This is a genomic window from Streptomyces sp. WAC03905 (assembly GCF_057371075.1).
This window is the reverse complement of record NZ_JBXYDZ010000003.1, coordinates 6,232,410-6,249,409: the sequence shown is the minus strand read 5'-3', so window position 1 is coordinate 6,249,409 and position 17,000 is coordinate 6,232,410. Positions and strand designations below refer to the sequence as shown.

Here is a 17,000-nt window from a genome sequence, read left to right as displayed (position 1 = left end):
GCCCCCCGTCGTCACTGCCGTCTCAGTGACCGGCTGACGCCCGCCGCCGTGGTGGTGGCGAGGATCCAGCCGGTCACGATCAGCAGGTACGACAGCCACTGGTGCCAGCCGCTCGGCGCGAAGGCCTGTTCCTGGCCGAATCCGATGATCGGCAGCATCAGGTCGATGGTGTAGAAGACCGCGTTGAAGTCCGGCGCCTCGCCCTGCTTGAGCGGACGCGGCTCCTCCAGCGCGAACGCGACGGCACCGGTGAGCAGCAGCGCCGCCAGCCAGCCCGCCGCGCGCAGCGGCCGGAAGCCGTAACCGACCGTGCCGTCCTGGAGGAGTCCCCACAGGCGTGCGTGCCGGGGCAGGGTGCGGCGGTGCCGGCGCAGCTTGGCGAGTTGCACGGTCCGGGCGGCCGCCTCGTCGCCGGCGGTGCGGTAGGCCGCGGCCAGCTGCTCGTAGGCGTACGGGAGGTAGCCCGACTCCTCGCGCTCCAGCGCGGGCAGCCGTTCCTCGGCGGGCAGGTGCGGGGCCAGGGTGCGGTAGGTCAGACCGTCGATACGGATCCGGTCGGGCCAGGTCCCGGGCGGCACGTGCAGCATGTCGAAATGCGAGCGACGCAGGTTGACCACGCCCTGGACCCGGTCGCATCCGCGCAGCCACAACTCGCCGACGGCGCAGCTGGAGGCGCGCAGGGCCGTCCCTCCGGGGGCGACGAAGACCGCACGGGTGAGGTTGAGCTGGCCAGGTATCCGGGCTCCGCTGAGATTGACCGTGCCGTGGGCCTCCATCCTGTGGGCCCGCAGATCGGTGCCGACGGCCAGCGTCTCCGCATGGAGGGCGATACCGCCGGGGGCGAGCAGACGGGCGTTGTCCAGGCTGACCTGTCCGCCGACGACGGCGCCGTTGAGGCGCAGCTGGCCGTGGACGGTGAGGTCGTTGGCGATGATGTCGGTGCCGATTTCGACGTGGTTGAGCTGTAGCGGCGGTTCGTCCGCCTCCTCGCCCGTCGCGGGGCCGACCACCGCGCCCTGGAGGAAGAGGCCGCCGGATATCTTGGCGCCCTGGAGCCGGACGGGACCGCTGATCCGGCAGCAGGAGAGCCGCAGCACGACGTCGACGCGCAGCGTCGCCGCGGTGAGGCCGGGCAGGGTGGAGTAGCCGAGCACGAGGGCCTTCAGCTGGGCCCCGTACAGCAGCGGTTTGCGTTCGAACCAGCAGTCGCGCATCCGGATCGGGTGGTCGATGACCGCGTAGCGCAGGTCGAGCTTCCCGATGATCCGCGCGCCCTTGATCTTGAGCCCGGCGACCCGCCCCTCCGCCGCGGGGGCGGCGCCCAGCAGGAGGGCCCGCAGGACCTCCGCCCGCAGGGTACGTTCCGGTCCCCAGCCGGCGCCCTCCACGGAGCTGTCGTCGGGGTGCTCCCGGAAATCGACGCCGTCGCCGCGCGGGAAGGCTTCCCAGACGCGGCGCTCGGCCGGGGTCAGATCGTTGATCTCCATCGCCGGGATGGTGTCCCGGTGTTCCACGGACTGTCAACCGTGTCCGGGACACCGCCCCTTGGCGGTGGGTCAGTGCTCGACGCCGTCCTGCAGGCGCTGGCCCCGGAGCAGGAACCAGGCGGCCGCGGCGGTGGCCAGCAGTACGGCCGCGCCGACGCCGGAGGCGAGGCGCAGGCCGTCGACGAAGGCCTCCTGGGCGGCGCCGACCATGTGGGCGGCGGTGTCCGGGTCCAGGGTCTTGGCGGCCTCGACGGCTCCACCGAGGGATTCGTGCGCGGCGTCGGCCACCGGGCCTGTGACGGAGTCCGGGGCGGTGAAGCCCTGGTAGACGCCGGTGACGATGGAGCCGAGCAGGGCGATGCCGAGGGCGGCGCCGAGTTCGTACGCCGTCTCGGAGACGGCGGAGGCCGACCCGGCCTGCTCCTTCGGGACGCTGGAGAGGATCACGTCCGCGGTGACGGTGAAGGAGAAGCCGGCGCCGAGGCCGACGACGAGCAGGGCCGCGCCGAGCAGCGGGTAGCCACTCTCCTTGTGGATCACGGTCAGGACGGCGAGGGCCAGGCCTATGGCGGCCAGGCCGCCGGTCACGACGGAGCGCACCGAGTAGCGGCGGGCGTACCGGCCGGCGACCAGGCCGGTGGCCACCGCGCCGATGGCGGCGGGCAGCTCGGCCAGGCCCGCCTCCAGCGGGCCGCGGCCCTGGACGAGCTGGAGGAACTGGGAGAGGAAGAAGACCAGTCCGGAGAGTCCGAAGACGGTGAGCAGGTCGGCGAGGACCGCGCCGGAGAAGCCGCGGTGCCGGAAGAGCCGCATGTCGAGCAGCGGGGACGGCAGGGTGAACTGGCGGCGGACGAAGGCGTACAGCGCGCCGGCGCCGAGGATGGCGGCGAGCGCGACCTCCCAGGTCAGGCCGTGCGTGGCGGCTTCCTTGACGGCGTAGACCACGCCGATCACGCCGACGAGGGAAAGGGCGACGCTGACGAGGTCCCAGGGGCCCGCGACGGGGTTCTTGGACTCGGGGAGCAGCTTGATCCCGACGAGGACCAGGGCGATCATCACGGGGAGGTTGATGAGGAAGACCGAGCCCCACCAGAAGTGCTGGAGCAGGGCTCCGCCGACGACGGGGCCGACGGCCGCGCCGGCCGAGGCGGTGGCGCCCCAGATGCCGATGGCGAGGCTGCGTTCCCGGGGGTCGGTGAAGATGTTGCGGATCAGCGCGAGGGTGGACGGCATCAGGGTGGCGCCGGCCACGCCGAGCAGGGCGCGGGCGACGATCATCATCTCGGGGCTGGTGGCGTAGGCGTTCAGGACCGAGACGGCGCCGAAGGCGGTGGCTCCGACGAGGAGCAGCTTCTTGCGGCCGATGCGGTCGCCGAGCGAGCCCATGGAGACCAGGAGTCCGGCGATGACGAAGGAGTAGATGTCGCCGATCCAGAGCAGCTGGGTGCCGGACGGCTTGAGGTCTTCGCTGAGGGAGGGTGTGGCGAGGCCGAGGACCGTGGCGTCGACCGCGACCAGCAGCACGGCCAGGACGAGCACGGAGAGCGCGAGCCAGCGGCCGCGGCTCTTCTCCTCCACCCCCGTCTGACGTATCAGCTGTTCGGTACGGCTCATTTCTCCACACTCCGTCGGACGCCACCGAGCAGCAGCTCGATGATCATGTACTGGAAGTCCTTGGCGGCGACCCGGCCGTCCATGACGGCCCAGGCGCAGCTGCCGATGAGGCCGTAGAGGGCCTCGGTGAGCCAGGCGGGGCTCAGGTCGATCCGGATGTCGCCCTCCTCCTGGCCCCGCCGGAAGAGGGCGGTGACGCGGGCGTCGAGCCGGGCCCAGCCCTCGTTGACCTCGTCGCCCTCGAAGAGCTGGTTCTCGGTGACGAGGAAGGCGAGCAGTTCGGCGTTGGGCTCGGCCTCGGCGACGAGGCGCCGCAGTGCTTGCACGGCGGTGCCCTCGTCGAGACGGGCGTTGTCGAACGCCACCTCGAACTCCCGGATGCCGAGGTCTTCGAGGGCGCGTACGAGTGCGTCGCGCCCGGCGAAGTGCCGGTGGAGGGTCGCGCGCCCGATGCCGGCGGCGCGGGCGACCTCGTCCATCGTGGCGGTCGATTTGCGGGAGAGCAGGGCGGCCGCGTCGCGGAGCACCTGGTCACGATCCATGGCCATGAGACAAGCATACACCGATTGAGACATTCACGTCTCATTCCCGCGAAAAATGGGCTGCTGCCGGGCGGCCGGAAGGGAATCCTGCGCGCATGAAGCCTCTGCTGCTGATCGACGTCGACGGACCGCTGAACCCCTACGCCGCCAAGGCCCAGCGCCGCCCCGAGGGCTACTCCACGCACCGGATGCGGCCGACGGGCTGGACGCAGGAGGAGAGCGCGAAGCCGCTGCGGGTCTGGCTGAACCACGGCCACGGGGCGGAGCTGCTCGCGCTCGCGGAGGTGTACGAGCTGGTCTGGGCGACCACCTGGAAGGACGAGGCGAACGACTGGATAGGCCCGCACCTGGGCCTGCCCCGGCTGCCCTGGATCGACTGGCCGGTGATGCACGGCCGGGCGCCGCGCGGCACCTTCTGGAAGACCCAGTACGTCCTGGAGTACGCGGGCGAGCGCCCCTTCGCCTGGATCGACGACGACATCACCCCGCTGGACCGCGAGTACGTCGACCAGCGCCACCCCGCGCACACCCTGCTGCTGCGTATCGACGAGCAGATCGGCCTGGTGCGCGGGGACTTCGACGCACTGGCGGCCTGGGCGGCGTGATCCGGGGGCGCGAACGGCCGCCGCGCGCGGGGGTTTTGATCATGATCGCGCCCGGACTTAGCATGCCCATGCCCCTCGGACCGTACCGACGAAAGTTCCCCATGCGCCTCCAGCGGATCATCACCGCGACCGTCACCCTCGGCTGTCTCGTCCCCCTCGCCGCGTGCGAGGAGGGCGGCCGGTCGGCCGCACCCGCCGCGCCGTCGTCCACGGCCACGTCCGCGGCCGCCGACACGGGCCCGCTCGCCGAGGCGCAGCAGTACCTGCGGCGGTTCGGCAACTGCGACGACCTGAGCGACCGGCCCGACGACCCCCGGATCCCCGCTGGCGATTTCCCCAGGGCCGGACAGTGGTCGGTGAAGGAGCTGGGCGTGTGCAGCGACAAGGTCCGGCAGGGCGAGATCGTCATCGCCGTGCCCGGGGACATGAAGCAGTTCCAGGAGGGATACAAGAAGTACGTCCTGGCCAGGATGGACGCCGGTGACGGCGCGTACGGGCTGGAGAGCCGGGTCCTGATCGGCAAGGGCTTCGTCGCGTTCCCGACGAGCACCGCGACGGCGCTCGCGCTGGTCCGCTCCGACCTGCGGGTCCTGACGTGCAACCCGGGCGCTCCCGTCCCCCGGGGCTACAAGCGGGAGCAGCCCCTGGTCGAGCACTGCAACCTGAGCGACTTCGTCGGATCCGAGGACGGATCCGGCAGCCCGAACCTGGAGACCCCGCAGGATCCGGCCGGCGGGGCCGACACGCCGGGCCAGCCGAAGACGGGCAGCCTGGGTCTCCCCCGCGCCGGCAGCATCACCGAGCTGCGGAAGCTCGTCGGCAACAGCCTCGACTGCGAGAAGCACTTCTCGACCGACCCCGCCGCCGTCGCGGTCGAGTCGATCGACTACGCGCCCGTGGTGACGGGCAGTGCGCCGGAGTGGGGCGTGACGGGCCGAGCCCTGTGCGGGCAGCCCGCCGGGGCGCAGCGCGCCCGCGATCTGAGCTGGCTCGACACCGTCATGGACATGAAGCTGCTCCAGACCAGGGCGAAGGCCGCCCAGTTGGCCGACTACAAGGACGACGGCAAGCTCAAGCAGACCGCGAGCGGCTGCTCGTCGGCGAGAACATCGCCGTCGAGACCAACAGTCCGTCGTCCCGGCACGGCCTCTACCAGCTGCAGTTCCTCTCCCTGAACTGCGTTCCCGGCTTCTCCGCCCCGGCGGGGTACCGCCTGGAGAAGGCCCAGGTCGACGGCTGCGTCCTGACCAACTACGAGCCGGACCACCCGCTCGGCTGAGCCGTGGGCACACGCGCCGGAGGGGCGGCCGGAGCGGGTGCTCCGGCCGCCCCTCCGGGCATTCCGCCGCGTGCGGACGTACAGGGCCCGGACCTGTCCGGTCGGGCGTGCGGGCCGCAGGGCGGCGGCGGCAGTGGGGGCGTCTACTGCTTGTGGACGGCCCAGGCGTGCTGGATGACCAGGTCGGCCTTCAGCTCGGTGAGCTGGACCGCGACCGCCGACGGAGCGGTGCCGCCGCGGCCGTTGCGGGAGGCGAGCGCACCCTTGACGTTGAGGACGGTGCGGACCTCCGGCGTCAGGTGCTCGGAGATCTTCGCGAACTGTTCGTCCGTGAGCTGGTCCAGCTCGATGCCGAGCGCCTCGCACTCCTTGACGCACTCGCCGGCCACCTCGTGCGCCACCCGGAACGGCACGCCCCGCTTGACCAGCCACTCCGCGATGTCGGTGGCGAGCGAGAAGCCCGCCGGAGCCAGCTCCTCCATCCGCTCCCGGTTGACGGTGAGCGTGGCCATCATGCCGGTGAGGGCCGGCAGCAGGACTTCGAGGGTGTCGCAGGAGTCGAAGACGGGCTCCTTGTCCTCCTGCAGGTCCCGGTTGTAGGCCAGGGGCAGCGCCTTGAGGGTCGCCAGCAGGCCCGTCAGGTTGCCGATGAGCCGCCCGGACTTGCCGCGCGCCAGCTCCGCGATGTCCGGGTTCTTCTTCTGCGGCATGATCGACGAACCGGTCGAGAAGGCGTCGTGCAGCGTCACGAAGGAGAACTCCTTCGTGTTCCAGATGATGATCTCCTCCGCGATCCGGGACAGGTTGATCCCGATCATCGCGGTGACGAAGGCGAACTCGGCGACGAAGTCCCGGGAGGCCGTGCCGTCGATGGAGTTGCCGGCCGAGCCCCGCTCGAAGCCCAGCTCCGCGGCGACCGCCTCCGGGTCCAGGCCCAGCGAGGAACCGGCCAGCGCGCCGGAGCCGTACGGCGAGACGGCGGTCCGGGTGTCCCACTGACGCAGCCGCTCCGCGTCCCGCGACAGGGCCTGTACGTGGGCCAGTACGTGGTGGGCGAAGAGCACCGGCTGGGCGTGCTGGAGGTGGGTGCGGCCCGGCATCGCCACGTCGGCGTGGCTCTCCGCGAGGCCGACCAGCGCGTCCTGGAGGTCGGCGATCAGGCCGCCGATGGTCCGGGCGTGGTCGCGCAGGTACATCCGGAAGAGCGTGGCCACCTGGTCGTTGCGGGACCGGCCGGCCCGCAGTTTGCCGCCGAGGTCGGCGCCGAGGCGCTCCAGCAGGCCCCGCTCCAGCGCGGTGTGCACGTCCTCGTCGGCGACGGTGCCAGTGAAGGAGCCGTCGGCGACATCGGCTTCCAGCCGGTCCAGACCGGCGATCATGCGTTCGAGTTCGTCGGCCGTGAGCAGGCCCGCCGTGTGCAGCACGCGGGCGTGGGCGCGCGAACCGGCGATGTCGTAGGGGGCGAGGCGCCAGTCGAAGTGGACCGACGCCGACAGCTTCGCGAGCGCCTCGGCGGGACCGTCGGCGAACCGGCCGCCCCAGAGCCGGACGTCGCCAGCGTTGTTGCTGCTCACAGCTACTGCTCCTCAAGACTGCATGTGTGGATGGAGAACGGCCTCCCCGCCGCGGAGGTAACGGGGAGGCCGTCTTCGTGCCGGCCGGGCGGGCCCGGTGGTCCGGGCCGGGTCCTCGGCGATCCACGTGCGTTCATGCTGCGCACGTTCAACGACAGGCATAACTATGCACTGCTCCGTATGTTTCGTCAATCGGTGGCCGCTGCGGGGGTCTGACCAGGGCGGATATTCACAGCCGGGGACCATGACCGCCGCCTACGATCGGGGCTCGGAACGCCGCGGGGAGGGTGAGGACGGATGAGGCAGAGGGGGACCGGCCCGGGGGCCGGCACCGGTGCCGCCACGGGGCGCGCCCTGGCGGAGGAGCTGCTGGACGGGTGCGCGACCGCCGTGCCCGCGCCCGGAGCCGGGCCGGACGTCTGGCTCGCCTTCGCCGAGCAGGTCCGTGCCGGGGCCCACGGCGGGCGGCGGCTCCCGGTCCCGGCTCCCCCGGCGCTCCGGCTGTGCCACCCGCGGGGCTGGGTGCGGGAGGCGGCCCTCGCCGAGCCGGACGCCCCCGCGGAGCTGGTCGCCCTCCTCACCACCGACGCGGCGGCGCCCGTACGGGAGCGGGCCCGCGCCCGGCTGGAGCGTGCCCTCGCCGCCCGCCCTGAGGCCACCCTGCGGACGCTGACCCCGCTCGCGCTGCGGCTGGGGCGGCGCTCCCGAGGCGGATGGATCATGGAACGGTTCGAGGAGGCGCTGCGCCGGCAGGCCGCGGCCGCCCCGCCCTGGTGGCACCTGCCCGGGCCGTCCGCGGCGCCGGGCGGTGGGACGGCCGCCGTACTCGCCGACCTGCTGGACTGTCCCGACCGGCAGGCCCGGCAGTTCGCCGTCCGGCTGGCCCTCACGGGGCCCGGGCGGGCCGACGCCCTGGAGTGCGCCCGCCGGGCCGCCGCCGAGTCCGACCCGGCGGCGGCCGGGCTGTGGACCGATGCCGCCCTGGCCGCCGCCGACGACGCGGCGATCGGGGCGGTGGTCGACGTGCTGACCGGCGCGCGGACGCCCGCCGTGCGCGCCGCCGGGGTCACCGCGCTGCGCCGGGCGGGCCGGACCGCCGAGGGCGTATCCCACCTCGCCGACGCTTCCGGCTTCGTCCGGTCCTGCGCCCGCTGGCTGGTCGGCCGGGACGGTGGCGACGCCCACGCGCACTACCGCTGGCTGGTCCGCGATCCCGCCGGGCCGTCCCCGCACGCGGTGGCCGGACTCGCCGAGTGCGGCCGCGGCGAGGACACCGGCCTGCTGCGGGAGCTCGTGGCGCACCCCGCCGGCCCGGTGCGGGCCGCCGCCCTGGCCGGGCTGCGGCGCCGTGACGCCGCCGTGGAGGACGCCGTCCTGCTCGCGCTGCTGGACGACCCGACGCCGGCCGTGGCCCGCGAGGCGAGCCTGGGCCTGCTGCCCGTCGCCGGCCGCCTGGACCCCTCGTACCTCGCCGAACGGCTGGACCTCCGCGGCCCGCTGCACATCCGGCGTGCCGCCTTCCGCCTGCTGCGCGCCCGGGGCGGGATCGACGCGCTGCGGGCCGCCGTCGCACTGGTCGACGACTGGCACCCGAGGACCCGGGAGACGGCGCGGGCCGTGGTGCGCGCCTGCCCGTGGCATCCGGCGCAGTTCGCCGGGGAGGCGGACCGGGCGGAGCTGGTGACCCTGCTGAAGCGTTCCGCCAAGCTCTTCGGCGACTACGAACTGGGGCTGAGACGGACCCGGTTGGGACTCAGGGCGTGAAATCCTCCGACCCCCGGCGCGTTGCGCGCATACGGTCCGATAATCGGCTCATGGGAAAGCTCTACGAACGCATAGACGGCCGGCTGCGCACGTTCATCGAGGAGCAGCCTGTCTTCTTCACCGCGACCGCGCCCCTCTCGGGTGACGGCCACGTCAACCTGTCCCCCAAGGGCCGCGCCGGCACGCTCGTCGTCATCGACGAACAGCGGCTGGCCTACCTGGACTTCGGCGGCAGCGGCGCCGAGACCATCGCCCACGTCCGCGAGAACGGCCGGATCACCCTCATGTGGTGCGCCTTCAACGGCCCTCCGAACATCGTGCGCATCCACGGGGAGGGTGAGGCCGTCTTCCGCGACGACCCGCGTTGGCCCGAGCTGATCGCCCTGTTCGGCGCGGCCGACGGGCCCGGGGCGCGGGCGATCATCCTGGTGCGGGCCCGCCGGATCGCCGACGTGTGCGGGTACGCCGTCCCCCTCATGGACTACCGGGGCGAGCGCACCCTCCATGCGGACCACCTCGCGCGCAAGACGGACGAGGAGTTCGCCGAGTACTGCGAGAAGAAGGACCACATCGCGTCGAGCCTCGACGGCCTGCCTGCGCTGCCCCTGCCCCTTCCCGCACGTACCGTCTGACATGTGCTGCGTACCGCTCTCGTCACCGGCTCACTGATCGTCACCGCGCTGCTCCCGCACGGCGCCGCGCCCGCACCGGGGCCCCTGCCCGCCCGCCTCGCCGACACCGGCGGCGGCAGTCAGCTGATCACCGCCGTCGCACCCGCGCCCGGATCCACGACCGGCCGGGTGACCTGGTGGGACCGGTGGGCGGGGCGCTGGTACGAGGCCGGGAGCGCGCCCGCCCGCTTCGGGGCCAACGGCCTCACCGAGGGCGCGACCCGTACCCAGGGCACGAGCACCACGCCGACCGGCCTGTACGCGTTGCCGTACGCCTTCGGGATCCGGCGGGCACCGGCCGGGACGGCGTACGTCTACCGGCGGGTCACCGCGGACTCCTGGTGGTGCCAGGACAACGCGTCGTCCGCCTACAACCGCTGGGTGGAGCCGCTCCCCGCGGACTGCGCGCCGGGGGAGGCCGAGCACCTGGTCACCTACCGGGAGCAGTACGCCCACGCGATGCTGATCGCCTTCAACTACGACCGGCCGGTGCGCGGCCGGGGCGCCGGGATCTTCCTGCACGTCAACGGCAAGGGCGCGACGGCGGGTTGCGTGTCGGTGCCGGAGCGGGACATGCGGGAGATCCTGCGCTGGGCGGACCCGGAGCGGCGCCCGCACATCGCGATCGGCACGCAGGACGGACCGCTCGCCGTCACCCGCTACTGAGCGGGCGGCGCCCCGGGACCGCCGCCGCGCCGGTCCTCGTGCTCGTCCTCATGCTCGTGCTCGTGCTCGTCGGCGGCCCGGTACTCGTAGGCGTCCTCCCACCAGACCTTGTCGTCCAGCCAGTCGTCGTCCTCGTCGTCCCCGTCATCGGCCGCCTCCTGCACCACGGTGTCCGCCCCCCGCCACGTGTCGCGGTCGGCGGCGCTCCGCAGCACCAGTGCGCGCCGGTCCTCGTCCAGCGCCGCCAGGGCCGGGTGCGGCTCGGCCCGGACGAGGTCGCCCAACGGGTCGCCCGGCTCGGTCCGCCCGCGGACCTCCCGGCCGGCCTTCCCGGCCAGCACCAGCGCCGCCAGGCCGAGGCCCGCCACGACCGCCCAGGCCCATTCCCGCGGGCCCTGCGGGCGACCGGTCACCAGCAGCGCGCCCGCCAGGATCCAGAACAGCACCACCAGCGGGACGGCCAGGCACCCGCAGCAGGCCAGCAGCTGGTTCCCGGCCCCGTCGGGCATCCGCGGGAGTTCGGGCAGCGCGGAGTCGCGTTCCCTGCGGTAGGCGCTGCGCCGCTCCAGGTACTCGTCGTCGCTCCGGGCGACCCAGCCGAGCGACACGGGCTCGGGGTCGTGCCGGCGTACGGCCTCCAGCAGGGCGGCGGGCAACGGGTGGGCGGGGGTCCGGGCGGGGTCGCGGCCCCGCCCGGTCAGGAACGCGGCGCCCTCGCCGTCGATCCTGAGGTGGCCGCCGAGGACGAGCTCGGCGGCTGCCGCCTCGGTCTCCTCGTTCCGCAACAGGGCCGCGTGGTAGGGCTCCAGGGAGACGGCGGCGACGAGGCGGAGCGTCCGGCTGCGGGTCCGGGCACGGCGCCACCACAGCAGGACGACGGGGCCGTAGACGGCTGCCGTCACGGCGGACACCAGGGTGGCGAGGGCGAATTGGCGCACGCCCCGAGGCTATGTCGGCGGGCCACGGCCCGGCAGCGGGATTTCCGGCGCCCGGACCCCGCCCGGCCCGGCCCGTCCCGCCCGTCCGGCCCCTCCCGCTCAGCCCTCCTTCTGCGCCAGCCGCAGGAGGTGGTCGGCGAGGGCCTGGCCGCCCGACGGGTCCCGGCTGATCAGCATCAGGGTGTCGTCGCCGGCGATCGTGCCGAGGATCTCGCGGAGTTCGGCCTGGTCGATGGCCGAGGCGAGGAACTGTGCCGCGCCCGGCGGGGTGCGCAGGACCACGAGGTTCGCGGAGGCCTCCGCGGAGATCAGCAGCTCCCCGGAGAGGCGCCGCATGCGCTCCTCCTTCGCGGACTCGCCGAGCGGGGCCTGCGGGGTGCGGAAGCCGCCCTCGCTGGGCACCGCGTAGATCAGCTCGCCGCCGGTGTTGCGGATCTTCACCGCGCCCAGTTCGTCGAGGTCGCGGGAGAGCGTCGCCTGGGTGACGCTCAGCCCGTCGTCGGCGAGCAGCTTGGCCAGCTGGCTCTGGGAGCGCACCGGCTGCCGGTTGAGGATGTCCACGATCCGGCGGTGACGCGCGGTGCGGGTCTGCGGGACGGCCTGCCCGCCGTGCTCGTTGTCCTGCGCCTGGCTCATCGTCGTCTCATTCTCCGGATCCGTCCCCGTGGGCTGCGTCGAGGATGCCGGGCAGGGCCCGGACGAACGCGTCCGCCTCGGCCTCGGTGAGTACGTACGGGGGCATGAGCCGTACGACGTCGGGGGCGGGCGCGTTGACCAGGAAGCCGGCGTCCTGGGCCGCTTGCTGCACCTTCGGTGCGAGCGGCTCGGTCAGCACGATACCCAGGAGCAGGCCGGCGCCCCTGACGTGGGACACCAGGGGGTGCCCCGAGGCTTCGATCCCCGAGCGCAGCCGCTCGCCCCGTGCCTTGACCCGGTCGAGCAGGTCGTCGGCGGCGATGGTGTCGATGACGGCGAGACCTGCGGCGCAGGCGACCGGGTTCCCGCCGAAGGTGGTGCCGTGCTGGCCGGGCCGGAGCAGGTCGGCGGTGGGCCCGAAGGCGACGACCGCGCCGATCGGGAGGCCGCCGCCGAGCCCCTTGGCGAGGGTGACGATGTCCGGCTCGACGCCTTCGTGGGCCTGGTGCTCGAACCACTGGCCGCAGCGGCCGATGCCGGTCTGGACCTCGTCGAGGACGAGGAGGGTGCCCGTGGCCCGGGTGATCTCGCGGGCGGCCGTGAGGTATCCGGCGGGGGGCACGACCACGCCGTTCTCCCCCTGGATCGGCTCGATGACGACGAGGGCGGTCTCCTCGGTGACGGCGGCCCGCAGGGCCTCGACGTCGCCGTACGGGACGTGGGTGACGTCGCCCGGCAGCGGCAGGAAGGGCTCCTGCTTCTTCGGCTGGCCGGTGAGCGCGAGGGCGCCCATGGTCCGGCCGTGGAAGCCGCCGTCGGTGGCGACCATGTGCGTGCGCCCGGTCAGCCGGCCGATCTTGAAGGCGGCCTCGATGCTCTCGGCGCCGGAGTTGCAGAAGAAGACCTTCCCGGGGCGGCCGAAGAGTTGGAGCAGCCGCTCGCCGAGCGCGACGACCGGCTCGGAGGCGAAGAGGTTGGAGACGTGGCCGAGGGTGGAGATCTGCTCGGTCACGGCCGTCACGATCGCCGGGTGGGCGTGGCCGAGGGCGTTGACGGCGATGCCGCCGACGAAGTCGGTGTACTGCCTGCCGTCGGCGTCCCAGACCTGGGCGCCCCGGCCGCGGACGAGGGCGACGGCGGGCGTGCCGTAGTTGTCGGTCAGCGCGCCCTGCCAGCGCGCGCCGTACTCCTGGTTGCCGGTGCCCTGCGTCATGCTGCTCCCCCTGGCTGTCGGTCGGGCACGACCATCGTGCCGATGCCGGAGTCCGTGAAGATCTCCAGCAGGATCGAGTGCGGGACCCGCCCGTCGAGGACGCGGGCGGTGCCGACGCCGCTGCGCACGGCGTGCAGGCATCCCTCCATCTTGGGCACCATGCCGCTGGACAGGTCGGGCAGCAGCTTCTCCAGCTCGCCGACGGTGAGGCGGCTGATGACCTCGTCGCTGTGCGGCCAGTCGGCGTACAGGCCCTCGACGTCGGTGAGGACCATCAGGGTCTCGGCGCCGAGGGAGGCCGCGAGCGCGGCGGCCGCCGTGTCGGCGTTGACGTTGTAGACGTGGTGGTCGTCGGCGCTGCGGGCGATGGAGGAGATGACCGGGATCCGGCCGTCGGCCAGCAGCGCCTCGATGGCTCCGGTGTCCACGGCGGTGATCTCCCCGACCCGGCCGATGTCGACGACCTCGCCGTCGATCTCGGGGCTGTGCTTGGTCGCGGTGATGGTGCGGGCGTCCTCGCCGGTCATGCCGACGGCGAGCGGGCCGTGCTGGTTGAGGAGCCCGACGAGTTCGCGCTGGACCTGGCCCGCCAGGACCATCCGTACGACGTCCATGGCCTCGGGGGTCGTCACGCGCAGGCCGGCCTTGAACTCGCTGACCAGGCCCTGCTTGTCGAGCTGGGCGTTGATCTGCGGGCCGCCGCCGTGCACGACGACCGGCTTGAGGCCGGCCTGGTGCAGGAAGACGACGTCCTGGGCGAAGGCGGCCTTGAGGTCTTCGTCGATCATGGCGTTGCCGCCGAACTTGATGACGACGACCTTGCCGTTGTGGCGGCGCAGCCAGGGCAGGGCCTCGATGAGGATCTGCGCCTTGGGCAGGGCGGTGTGCTTGCGGGCGGTGCCGGGCAGGCCGGCCTTCTCGTCGCTCATGAGGAGTACGCGCTGTTCTCGTGGACGTAGTCGGCGGTCAGGTCGTTGGCCCAGATGACGGCGGACTCGCCGCCGGTGGAGAGGTCCGCGGTGATGCGGACCTCGCGGTCCTTCATCGAGACCAGGTCGCGGTCCTCGCCGACGGAGCCGTTCTTGCAGACCCACACGCCGTTGATGGCGACGTTCAGCCGGTCCGGGTCGAAGGCGGCCCCGGTGGTGCCGATCGCGGACAGCACGCGGCCCCAGTTGGGGTCCTCGCCGTGGATGGCGCACTTGAGCAGGTTGTTGCGGGCGATGGAGCGGCCGACCTCGACCGCGTCGTCCTCGCTGGCCGCTCCGATGACCTCGATGCGGATGTCCTTGCTGGCGCCCTCGGCGTCGCCGATCAGCTGGCGGGCCAGGTCGTCGCAGACCGTGCGGACGGCCTCGGCGAAGTCCGCCGGGGCGGGGGTACGGCCGGACGCCCCGGAGGCGAGCAGCAGGACGGTGTCGTTGGTGGACATGCAGCCGTCGGAGTCGACCCGGTCGAAGGTGGTCCGGGTGGCGGAGCGCAGTGCCGCGTCGAGGGCGGGGCCGTCCACGTCGGCGTCGGTGGTGAGGACGACGAGCATGGTGGCCAGGCCCGGGGCGAGCATGCCGGCGCCCTTGGCCATGCCGCCGACGGTCCAGCCGTCCTGGGTGACGGTGGCCGTCTTGTGCACGGTGTCGGTGGTCTTGATGGCGACGGCGGCGGCCTCGCCGCCGTCCTCGGAGAGGGCCGCGGCGGCGGTCTCGATGCCGGGGAGCAGCTTGTCCATGGGGAGCAGGACGCCGATCAGGCCGGTGGAGGCGACCGCGACCTCGCCGGCGTTGTGCTCGCCGAGGCCGTGCGCGGTGAGGGTGGCGGCGACCTTCTCGGCGGTGGCGTGGGTGTCCTGGAAGCCCTTGGGGCCGGTGCAGGCGTTGGCCCCGCCGGAGTTGAGGACCACGGCGCTGACGGTGCCGCCGCGCAGGACCTGTTCGGACCAGTGGACGGGCGCGGCCTTGACGCGGTTGGAGGTGAAGACGCCCGCGGCGGCGAGGCGCGGCCCGTGGTTGACCACGAGGGCCAGGTCCGGGTTGCCGTTGGCCTTGATCCCGGCGGCGATGCCGGCCGCCGTGAACCCCTGTGCAGCCGTAACCGTCACGGCGCGACTCCAATCGTCGAGAGCCCGAGCTGCTCCGGCAGCCCGAGGGCGATGTTCATGCTCTGCACCGCGCCGCCGGCGGTGCCCTTGGTGAGGTTGTCGATGGCGCTGACGGCGATGATCCGCCCGGCGGACTCGTCGTGGGCGACCTGGACGTGGACGGCGTTGGAGCCGTGGACGGACTTGGTGGACGGCATCCGGCCCTCGGGCAGCAGGTGCACGAAGGGTTCGTCGGCGTAGGCCTTCTCGTACGCGGCGCGCAGCGACTCCGCGGTGGTGCCGGGCCGGGCCTTGGCCGAGCAGGTGGCGAGGATGCCGCGGGCCATGGGCACGAGGGTCGGCGTGAAGGAGACGCTGACGCGTTCGCCCGCGAGCGGGCTGAGGTTCTGCACCATCTCGGGCGTGTGCCGGTGGCCGCCGCCCACGCCGTACGGGGTCACGGAGCCCATGACCTCGGCGCCGAGCAGGTGCGGCTTGAGGGCCTTGCCCGCGCCGGAGGTGCCGGTGGCGGCCACGATCACGGCCTCGGGCTCGGCGAGCTGGGCCTGGTAGGCCGGGTAGAGCGCGAGGGAGACGGCGGTGGGGAAGCAGCCGGGGACGGCGATCCGCTTGGCGCCTTCCAGTCCGGCGCGGCCGCCGGGGAGTTCGGGGAGCCCGTAGGGCCAGGTCCCGGCGTGCGGGGCGCCGTAGAACGCGTCCCAGTCGGCGGAGTCCTTGAGGCGGTGGTCGGCGCCCATGTCGACGACCAGGACGTCGTCGCCGAGCTGTGCGGCCACGGCGGCGGACTGGCCGTGCGGGAGGGCGAGGAAGACGACGTCGTGGCCGGCGAGCACCTCGGGCGTGGTCGCCTCCAGGGTGCGGCCCGCGAGCGGCACGAGGTGCGGCTGGAGGGAGCCGAGGAGCTGTCCGGCGTTGGAGTTGGCGGTGAGTGCGCCGATCTCCACCTCGGGGTGCGAGAGCAGCAGGCGCAGGACTTCTCCGCCCGCGTATCCGCTCGCTCCGGCCACCGCTGCACGTACCACCATCGGACCCTCCTCCTTGATGGCATGACTATACGTACGTCCGCACGTTTATGCAATGTTGTGGATCTCGGCGCGGAGGGCCCGGCCGGAGGAACGGGCGCGACGCGCCCCCTCGGACTGATGTCTAGCAGGAAAGGCGGCGGTCCGGCGGCGATTGGGCCGCTCGCGCGGGCAGCGGGTCCCGGAGTTGGACCGCACTGGACCGTCCGGTGCCGCAGCGGCGGTCCCGTCGACGAGACGGCCGCGGGCGCGCGGCCCCGGCCGGGCACCGCGCGGGACCTCGCGCGGTGTTCAGGCGGGGGCCTGGAGGCAGAGGTGCCACTGACCGGACCAACCCGTCAGGGTCATCGTCGACAGCGGCCGCACGTCCACGTTCCAGTAGGTCAACGGGGGCGCCTTCAGCGCGTACACCAGGGCGGCGCGGACCACGGACGGTTCCGCCACCGCGACGATCGCGCCGCCGTCGTCGGCGGGCCGGGTGTCGAGCCAGCCGCCGATGCGGGAGATGAAGGCGAGCAGCGACTCCCCGCCGTGGGGGGCGGCCCGCGGGTCGCTCAGCCACTGGTCGACGGCCGCGGGCTCCTGGGCGGTCACTTCGGCCAGGGTCAGCCCCCGCCAGCGGCCCATGTCGCACTCGCGCAGCGCCGGCTGGGCCAGGGGCGCGTACCCGAGGGCCTCTCCCGTGGCCCGGCTGCGCGGGGTCGGCGAACAGTAGCGCAACTCGGCCGCGCCCAGGGGCACCAGGTCCCGCGCGGCGGACTCGACGGCGCGCCAGCCGGCTCCGTCCAGCGGGCGGTCGTCGTCGAAGCGCTCGGCGAGCAGCGAGGAACTACGGGCTGCTGCGACAAGCGAAACCCGAACATGCATGCGGCGATGGTGGGCCGCGCACGGCGG

At 73.4% G+C, this 17,000-nt stretch carries 16 protein-coding genes; 5 read left to right on the top strand and 11 right to left on the bottom strand.

The window, feature by feature from the left end:
- Positions 1-11: 11 nt before the first annotated feature.
- The 3 genes from AC2RP6_RS30735 to AC2RP6_RS30725 form a co-directional block, all read right to left on the bottom strand.
- A complete protein-coding gene (locus tag AC2RP6_RS30735; RefSeq protein ID WP_486449122.1) occupies positions 12-1,487 on the bottom strand; it encodes a membrane-associated oxidoreductase in 1,476 nt (491 codons plus the stop codon).
- Positions 1,488-1,556: 69 nt separating this feature from the next.
- Positions 1,557-3,101, bottom strand: a complete 1,545-nt coding sequence (locus AC2RP6_RS30730) for an MFS transporter (protein WP_486449121.1) — start codon at positions 3,099-3,101, stop codon at positions 1,557-1,559.
- Positions 3,098-3,649 (bottom strand): TetR/AcrR family transcriptional regulator, encoded by a 552-nt coding sequence (locus tag AC2RP6_RS30725; protein WP_486449120.1) that lies wholly within the window; start codon positions 3,647-3,649, stop codon positions 3,098-3,100. Before AC2RP6_RS30725 ends, AC2RP6_RS30730 begins: the two co-directional genes overlap by 4 nt.
- An 89-nt stretch (positions 3,650-3,738) precedes the next feature.
- On the opposite strand from AC2RP6_RS30725, the gene AC2RP6_RS30720 reads away from it, so the two are divergent.
- Complete coding sequence (locus AC2RP6_RS30720; RefSeq protein WP_486449119.1) at positions 3,739-4,248, top strand: HAD domain-containing protein; 510 nt, start codon at positions 3,739-3,741, stop codon at positions 4,246-4,248.
- Positions 4,249-4,316: 68 nt separating this feature from the next.
- Positions 4,317-5,423, top strand: coding sequence for a hypothetical protein (locus AC2RP6_RS30715; RefSeq protein ID WP_486449118.1), 1,107 nt, complete (start codon positions 4,317-4,319; stop codon positions 5,421-5,423).
- Positions 5,424-5,670: 247 nt separating this feature from the next.
- Here the strand turns inward: AC2RP6_RS30715 and argH are convergent, their stop codons facing one another.
- Entirely contained in the window at positions 5,671-7,101 is a 1,431-nt protein-coding gene (argH, locus tag AC2RP6_RS30710; RefSeq protein ID WP_486449117.1) for an argininosuccinate lyase, read from the bottom strand.
- Positions 7,102-7,398: 297 nt separating this feature from the next.
- On the opposite strand from argH, the gene AC2RP6_RS30705 reads away from it, so the two are divergent.
- The 3 genes from AC2RP6_RS30705 to AC2RP6_RS30695 are packed head-to-tail and all read left to right on the top strand — an operon-like array spanning position 7,399 to position 10,202.
- The gene (locus AC2RP6_RS30705) at positions 7,399-8,865 is read left to right on the top strand and encodes a hypothetical protein (protein WP_486449116.1); all 1,467 of its coding nucleotides are present in this window, start codon (positions 7,399-7,401) and stop codon (positions 8,863-8,865) included.
- Positions 8,866-8,915: 50 nt separating this feature from the next.
- Entirely contained in the window at positions 8,916-9,497 is a 582-nt protein-coding gene (locus tag AC2RP6_RS30700) for a pyridoxamine 5'-phosphate oxidase family protein (RefSeq protein ID WP_486449115.1), read from the top strand.
- A gap of 6 nt (positions 9,498-9,503) precedes the next feature.
- A complete protein-coding gene (locus AC2RP6_RS30695) occupies positions 9,504-10,202 on the top strand; it encodes a L,D-transpeptidase family protein (RefSeq protein ID WP_486450513.1) in 699 nt (232 codons plus the stop codon).
- On the opposite strand, the gene AC2RP6_RS30690 is transcribed toward AC2RP6_RS30695, so the two are convergent.
- The 7 genes from AC2RP6_RS30690 to AC2RP6_RS30660 form a co-directional block, all read right to left on the bottom strand.
- On the bottom strand, positions 10,196-11,140 hold the full coding sequence (locus AC2RP6_RS30690; RefSeq protein ID WP_486449114.1) for a hypothetical protein: 945 nt from the start codon (positions 11,138-11,140) through the stop codon (positions 10,196-10,198). The two genes, AC2RP6_RS30695 and AC2RP6_RS30690, sit on opposite strands and share 7 nt — an antisense overlap.
- Before the next feature lie 99 nt (positions 11,141-11,239).
- Positions 11,240-11,776 (bottom strand): arginine repressor, encoded by a 537-nt coding sequence (locus AC2RP6_RS30685; protein ID WP_030963272.1) that lies wholly within the window; start codon positions 11,774-11,776, stop codon positions 11,240-11,242.
- Between the two features lie 7 nt (positions 11,777-11,783).
- Entirely contained in the window at positions 11,784-12,989 is a 1,206-nt protein-coding gene (locus tag AC2RP6_RS30680) for an acetylornithine transaminase (protein ID WP_486449113.1), read from the bottom strand.
- The gene (argB, locus tag AC2RP6_RS30675; RefSeq protein ID WP_486449112.1) at positions 12,986-13,918 is read right to left on the bottom strand and encodes an acetylglutamate kinase; all 933 of its coding nucleotides are present in this window, start codon (positions 13,916-13,918) and stop codon (positions 12,986-12,988) included. Before argB ends, AC2RP6_RS30680 begins: the two co-directional genes overlap by 4 nt.
- Entirely contained in the window at positions 13,915-15,084 is a 1,170-nt protein-coding gene (gene argJ / locus AC2RP6_RS30670) for a bifunctional glutamate N-acetyltransferase/amino-acid acetyltransferase ArgJ (RefSeq protein WP_486449111.1), read from the bottom strand. The genes argB and argJ overlap by 4 nt, the downstream gene beginning before the upstream one ends.
- Entirely contained in the window at positions 15,081-16,109 is a 1,029-nt protein-coding gene (gene argC / locus AC2RP6_RS30665; protein WP_486449110.1) for an N-acetyl-gamma-glutamyl-phosphate reductase, read from the bottom strand. The genes argJ and argC overlap by 4 nt, the downstream gene beginning before the upstream one ends.
- Before the next feature lie 288 nt (positions 16,110-16,397).
- Positions 16,398-16,973 carry a histidine phosphatase family protein gene (locus AC2RP6_RS30660; protein ID WP_486449109.1) on the bottom strand — a complete coding sequence of 192 codons (576 nt, stop codon included), beginning with the start codon at positions 16,971-16,973 and terminating at the stop codon, positions 16,398-16,400.
- Positions 16,974-17,000: the final 27 nt, after the last annotated feature.

What these genes read in the sequence shown, in the direction of transcription:
- argC (WP_486449110.1), bottom strand. Translation starts at nt 16,109, where the DNA reads ATGGTGGTACGTGCAGCGGTGGCCGGAGCGAGCGGATACGCGGGCGGA.
- AC2RP6_RS30700 (WP_486449115.1), top strand. Translation starts at nt 8,916, where the DNA reads ATGGGAAAGCTCTACGAACGCATAGACGGCCGGCTGCGCACGTTCATC.
- AC2RP6_RS30680 (WP_486449113.1), bottom strand. Translation starts at nt 12,989, where the DNA reads ATGACGCAGGGCACCGGCAACCAGGAGTACGGCGCGCGCTGGCAGGGC.
- argB (WP_486449112.1), bottom strand. Translation starts at nt 13,918, where the DNA reads ATGAGCGACGAGAAGGCCGGCCTGCCCGGCACCGCCCGCAAGCACACC.
- AC2RP6_RS30730 (WP_486449121.1), bottom strand. Translation starts at nt 3,101, where the DNA reads ATGAGCCGTACCGAACAGCTGATACGTCAGACGGGGGTGGAGGAGAAG.
- AC2RP6_RS30705 (WP_486449116.1), top strand. Translation starts at nt 7,399, where the DNA reads ATGAGGCAGAGGGGGACCGGCCCGGGGGCCGGCACCGGTGCCGCCACG.
- AC2RP6_RS30660 (WP_486449109.1), bottom strand. Translation starts at nt 16,973, where the DNA reads ATGCATGTTCGGGTTTCGCTTGTCGCAGCAGCCCGTAGTTCCTCGCTG.
- AC2RP6_RS30715 (WP_486449118.1), top strand. Translation starts at nt 4,317, where the DNA reads ATGCCCCTCGGACCGTACCGACGAAAGTTCCCCATGCGCCTCCAGCGG.
- AC2RP6_RS30735 (WP_486449122.1), bottom strand. Translation starts at nt 1,487, where the DNA reads ATGGAGATCAACGATCTGACCCCGGCCGAGCGCCGCGTCTGGGAAGCC.
- AC2RP6_RS30720 (WP_486449119.1), top strand. Translation starts at nt 3,739, where the DNA reads ATGAAGCCTCTGCTGCTGATCGACGTCGACGGACCGCTGAACCCCTAC.
- AC2RP6_RS30725 (WP_486449120.1), bottom strand. Translation starts at nt 3,649, where the DNA reads ATGGCCATGGATCGTGACCAGGTGCTCCGCGACGCGGCCGCCCTGCTC.
- AC2RP6_RS30685 (WP_030963272.1), bottom strand. Translation starts at nt 11,776, where the DNA reads ATGAGCCAGGCGCAGGACAACGAGCACGGCGGGCAGGCCGTCCCGCAG.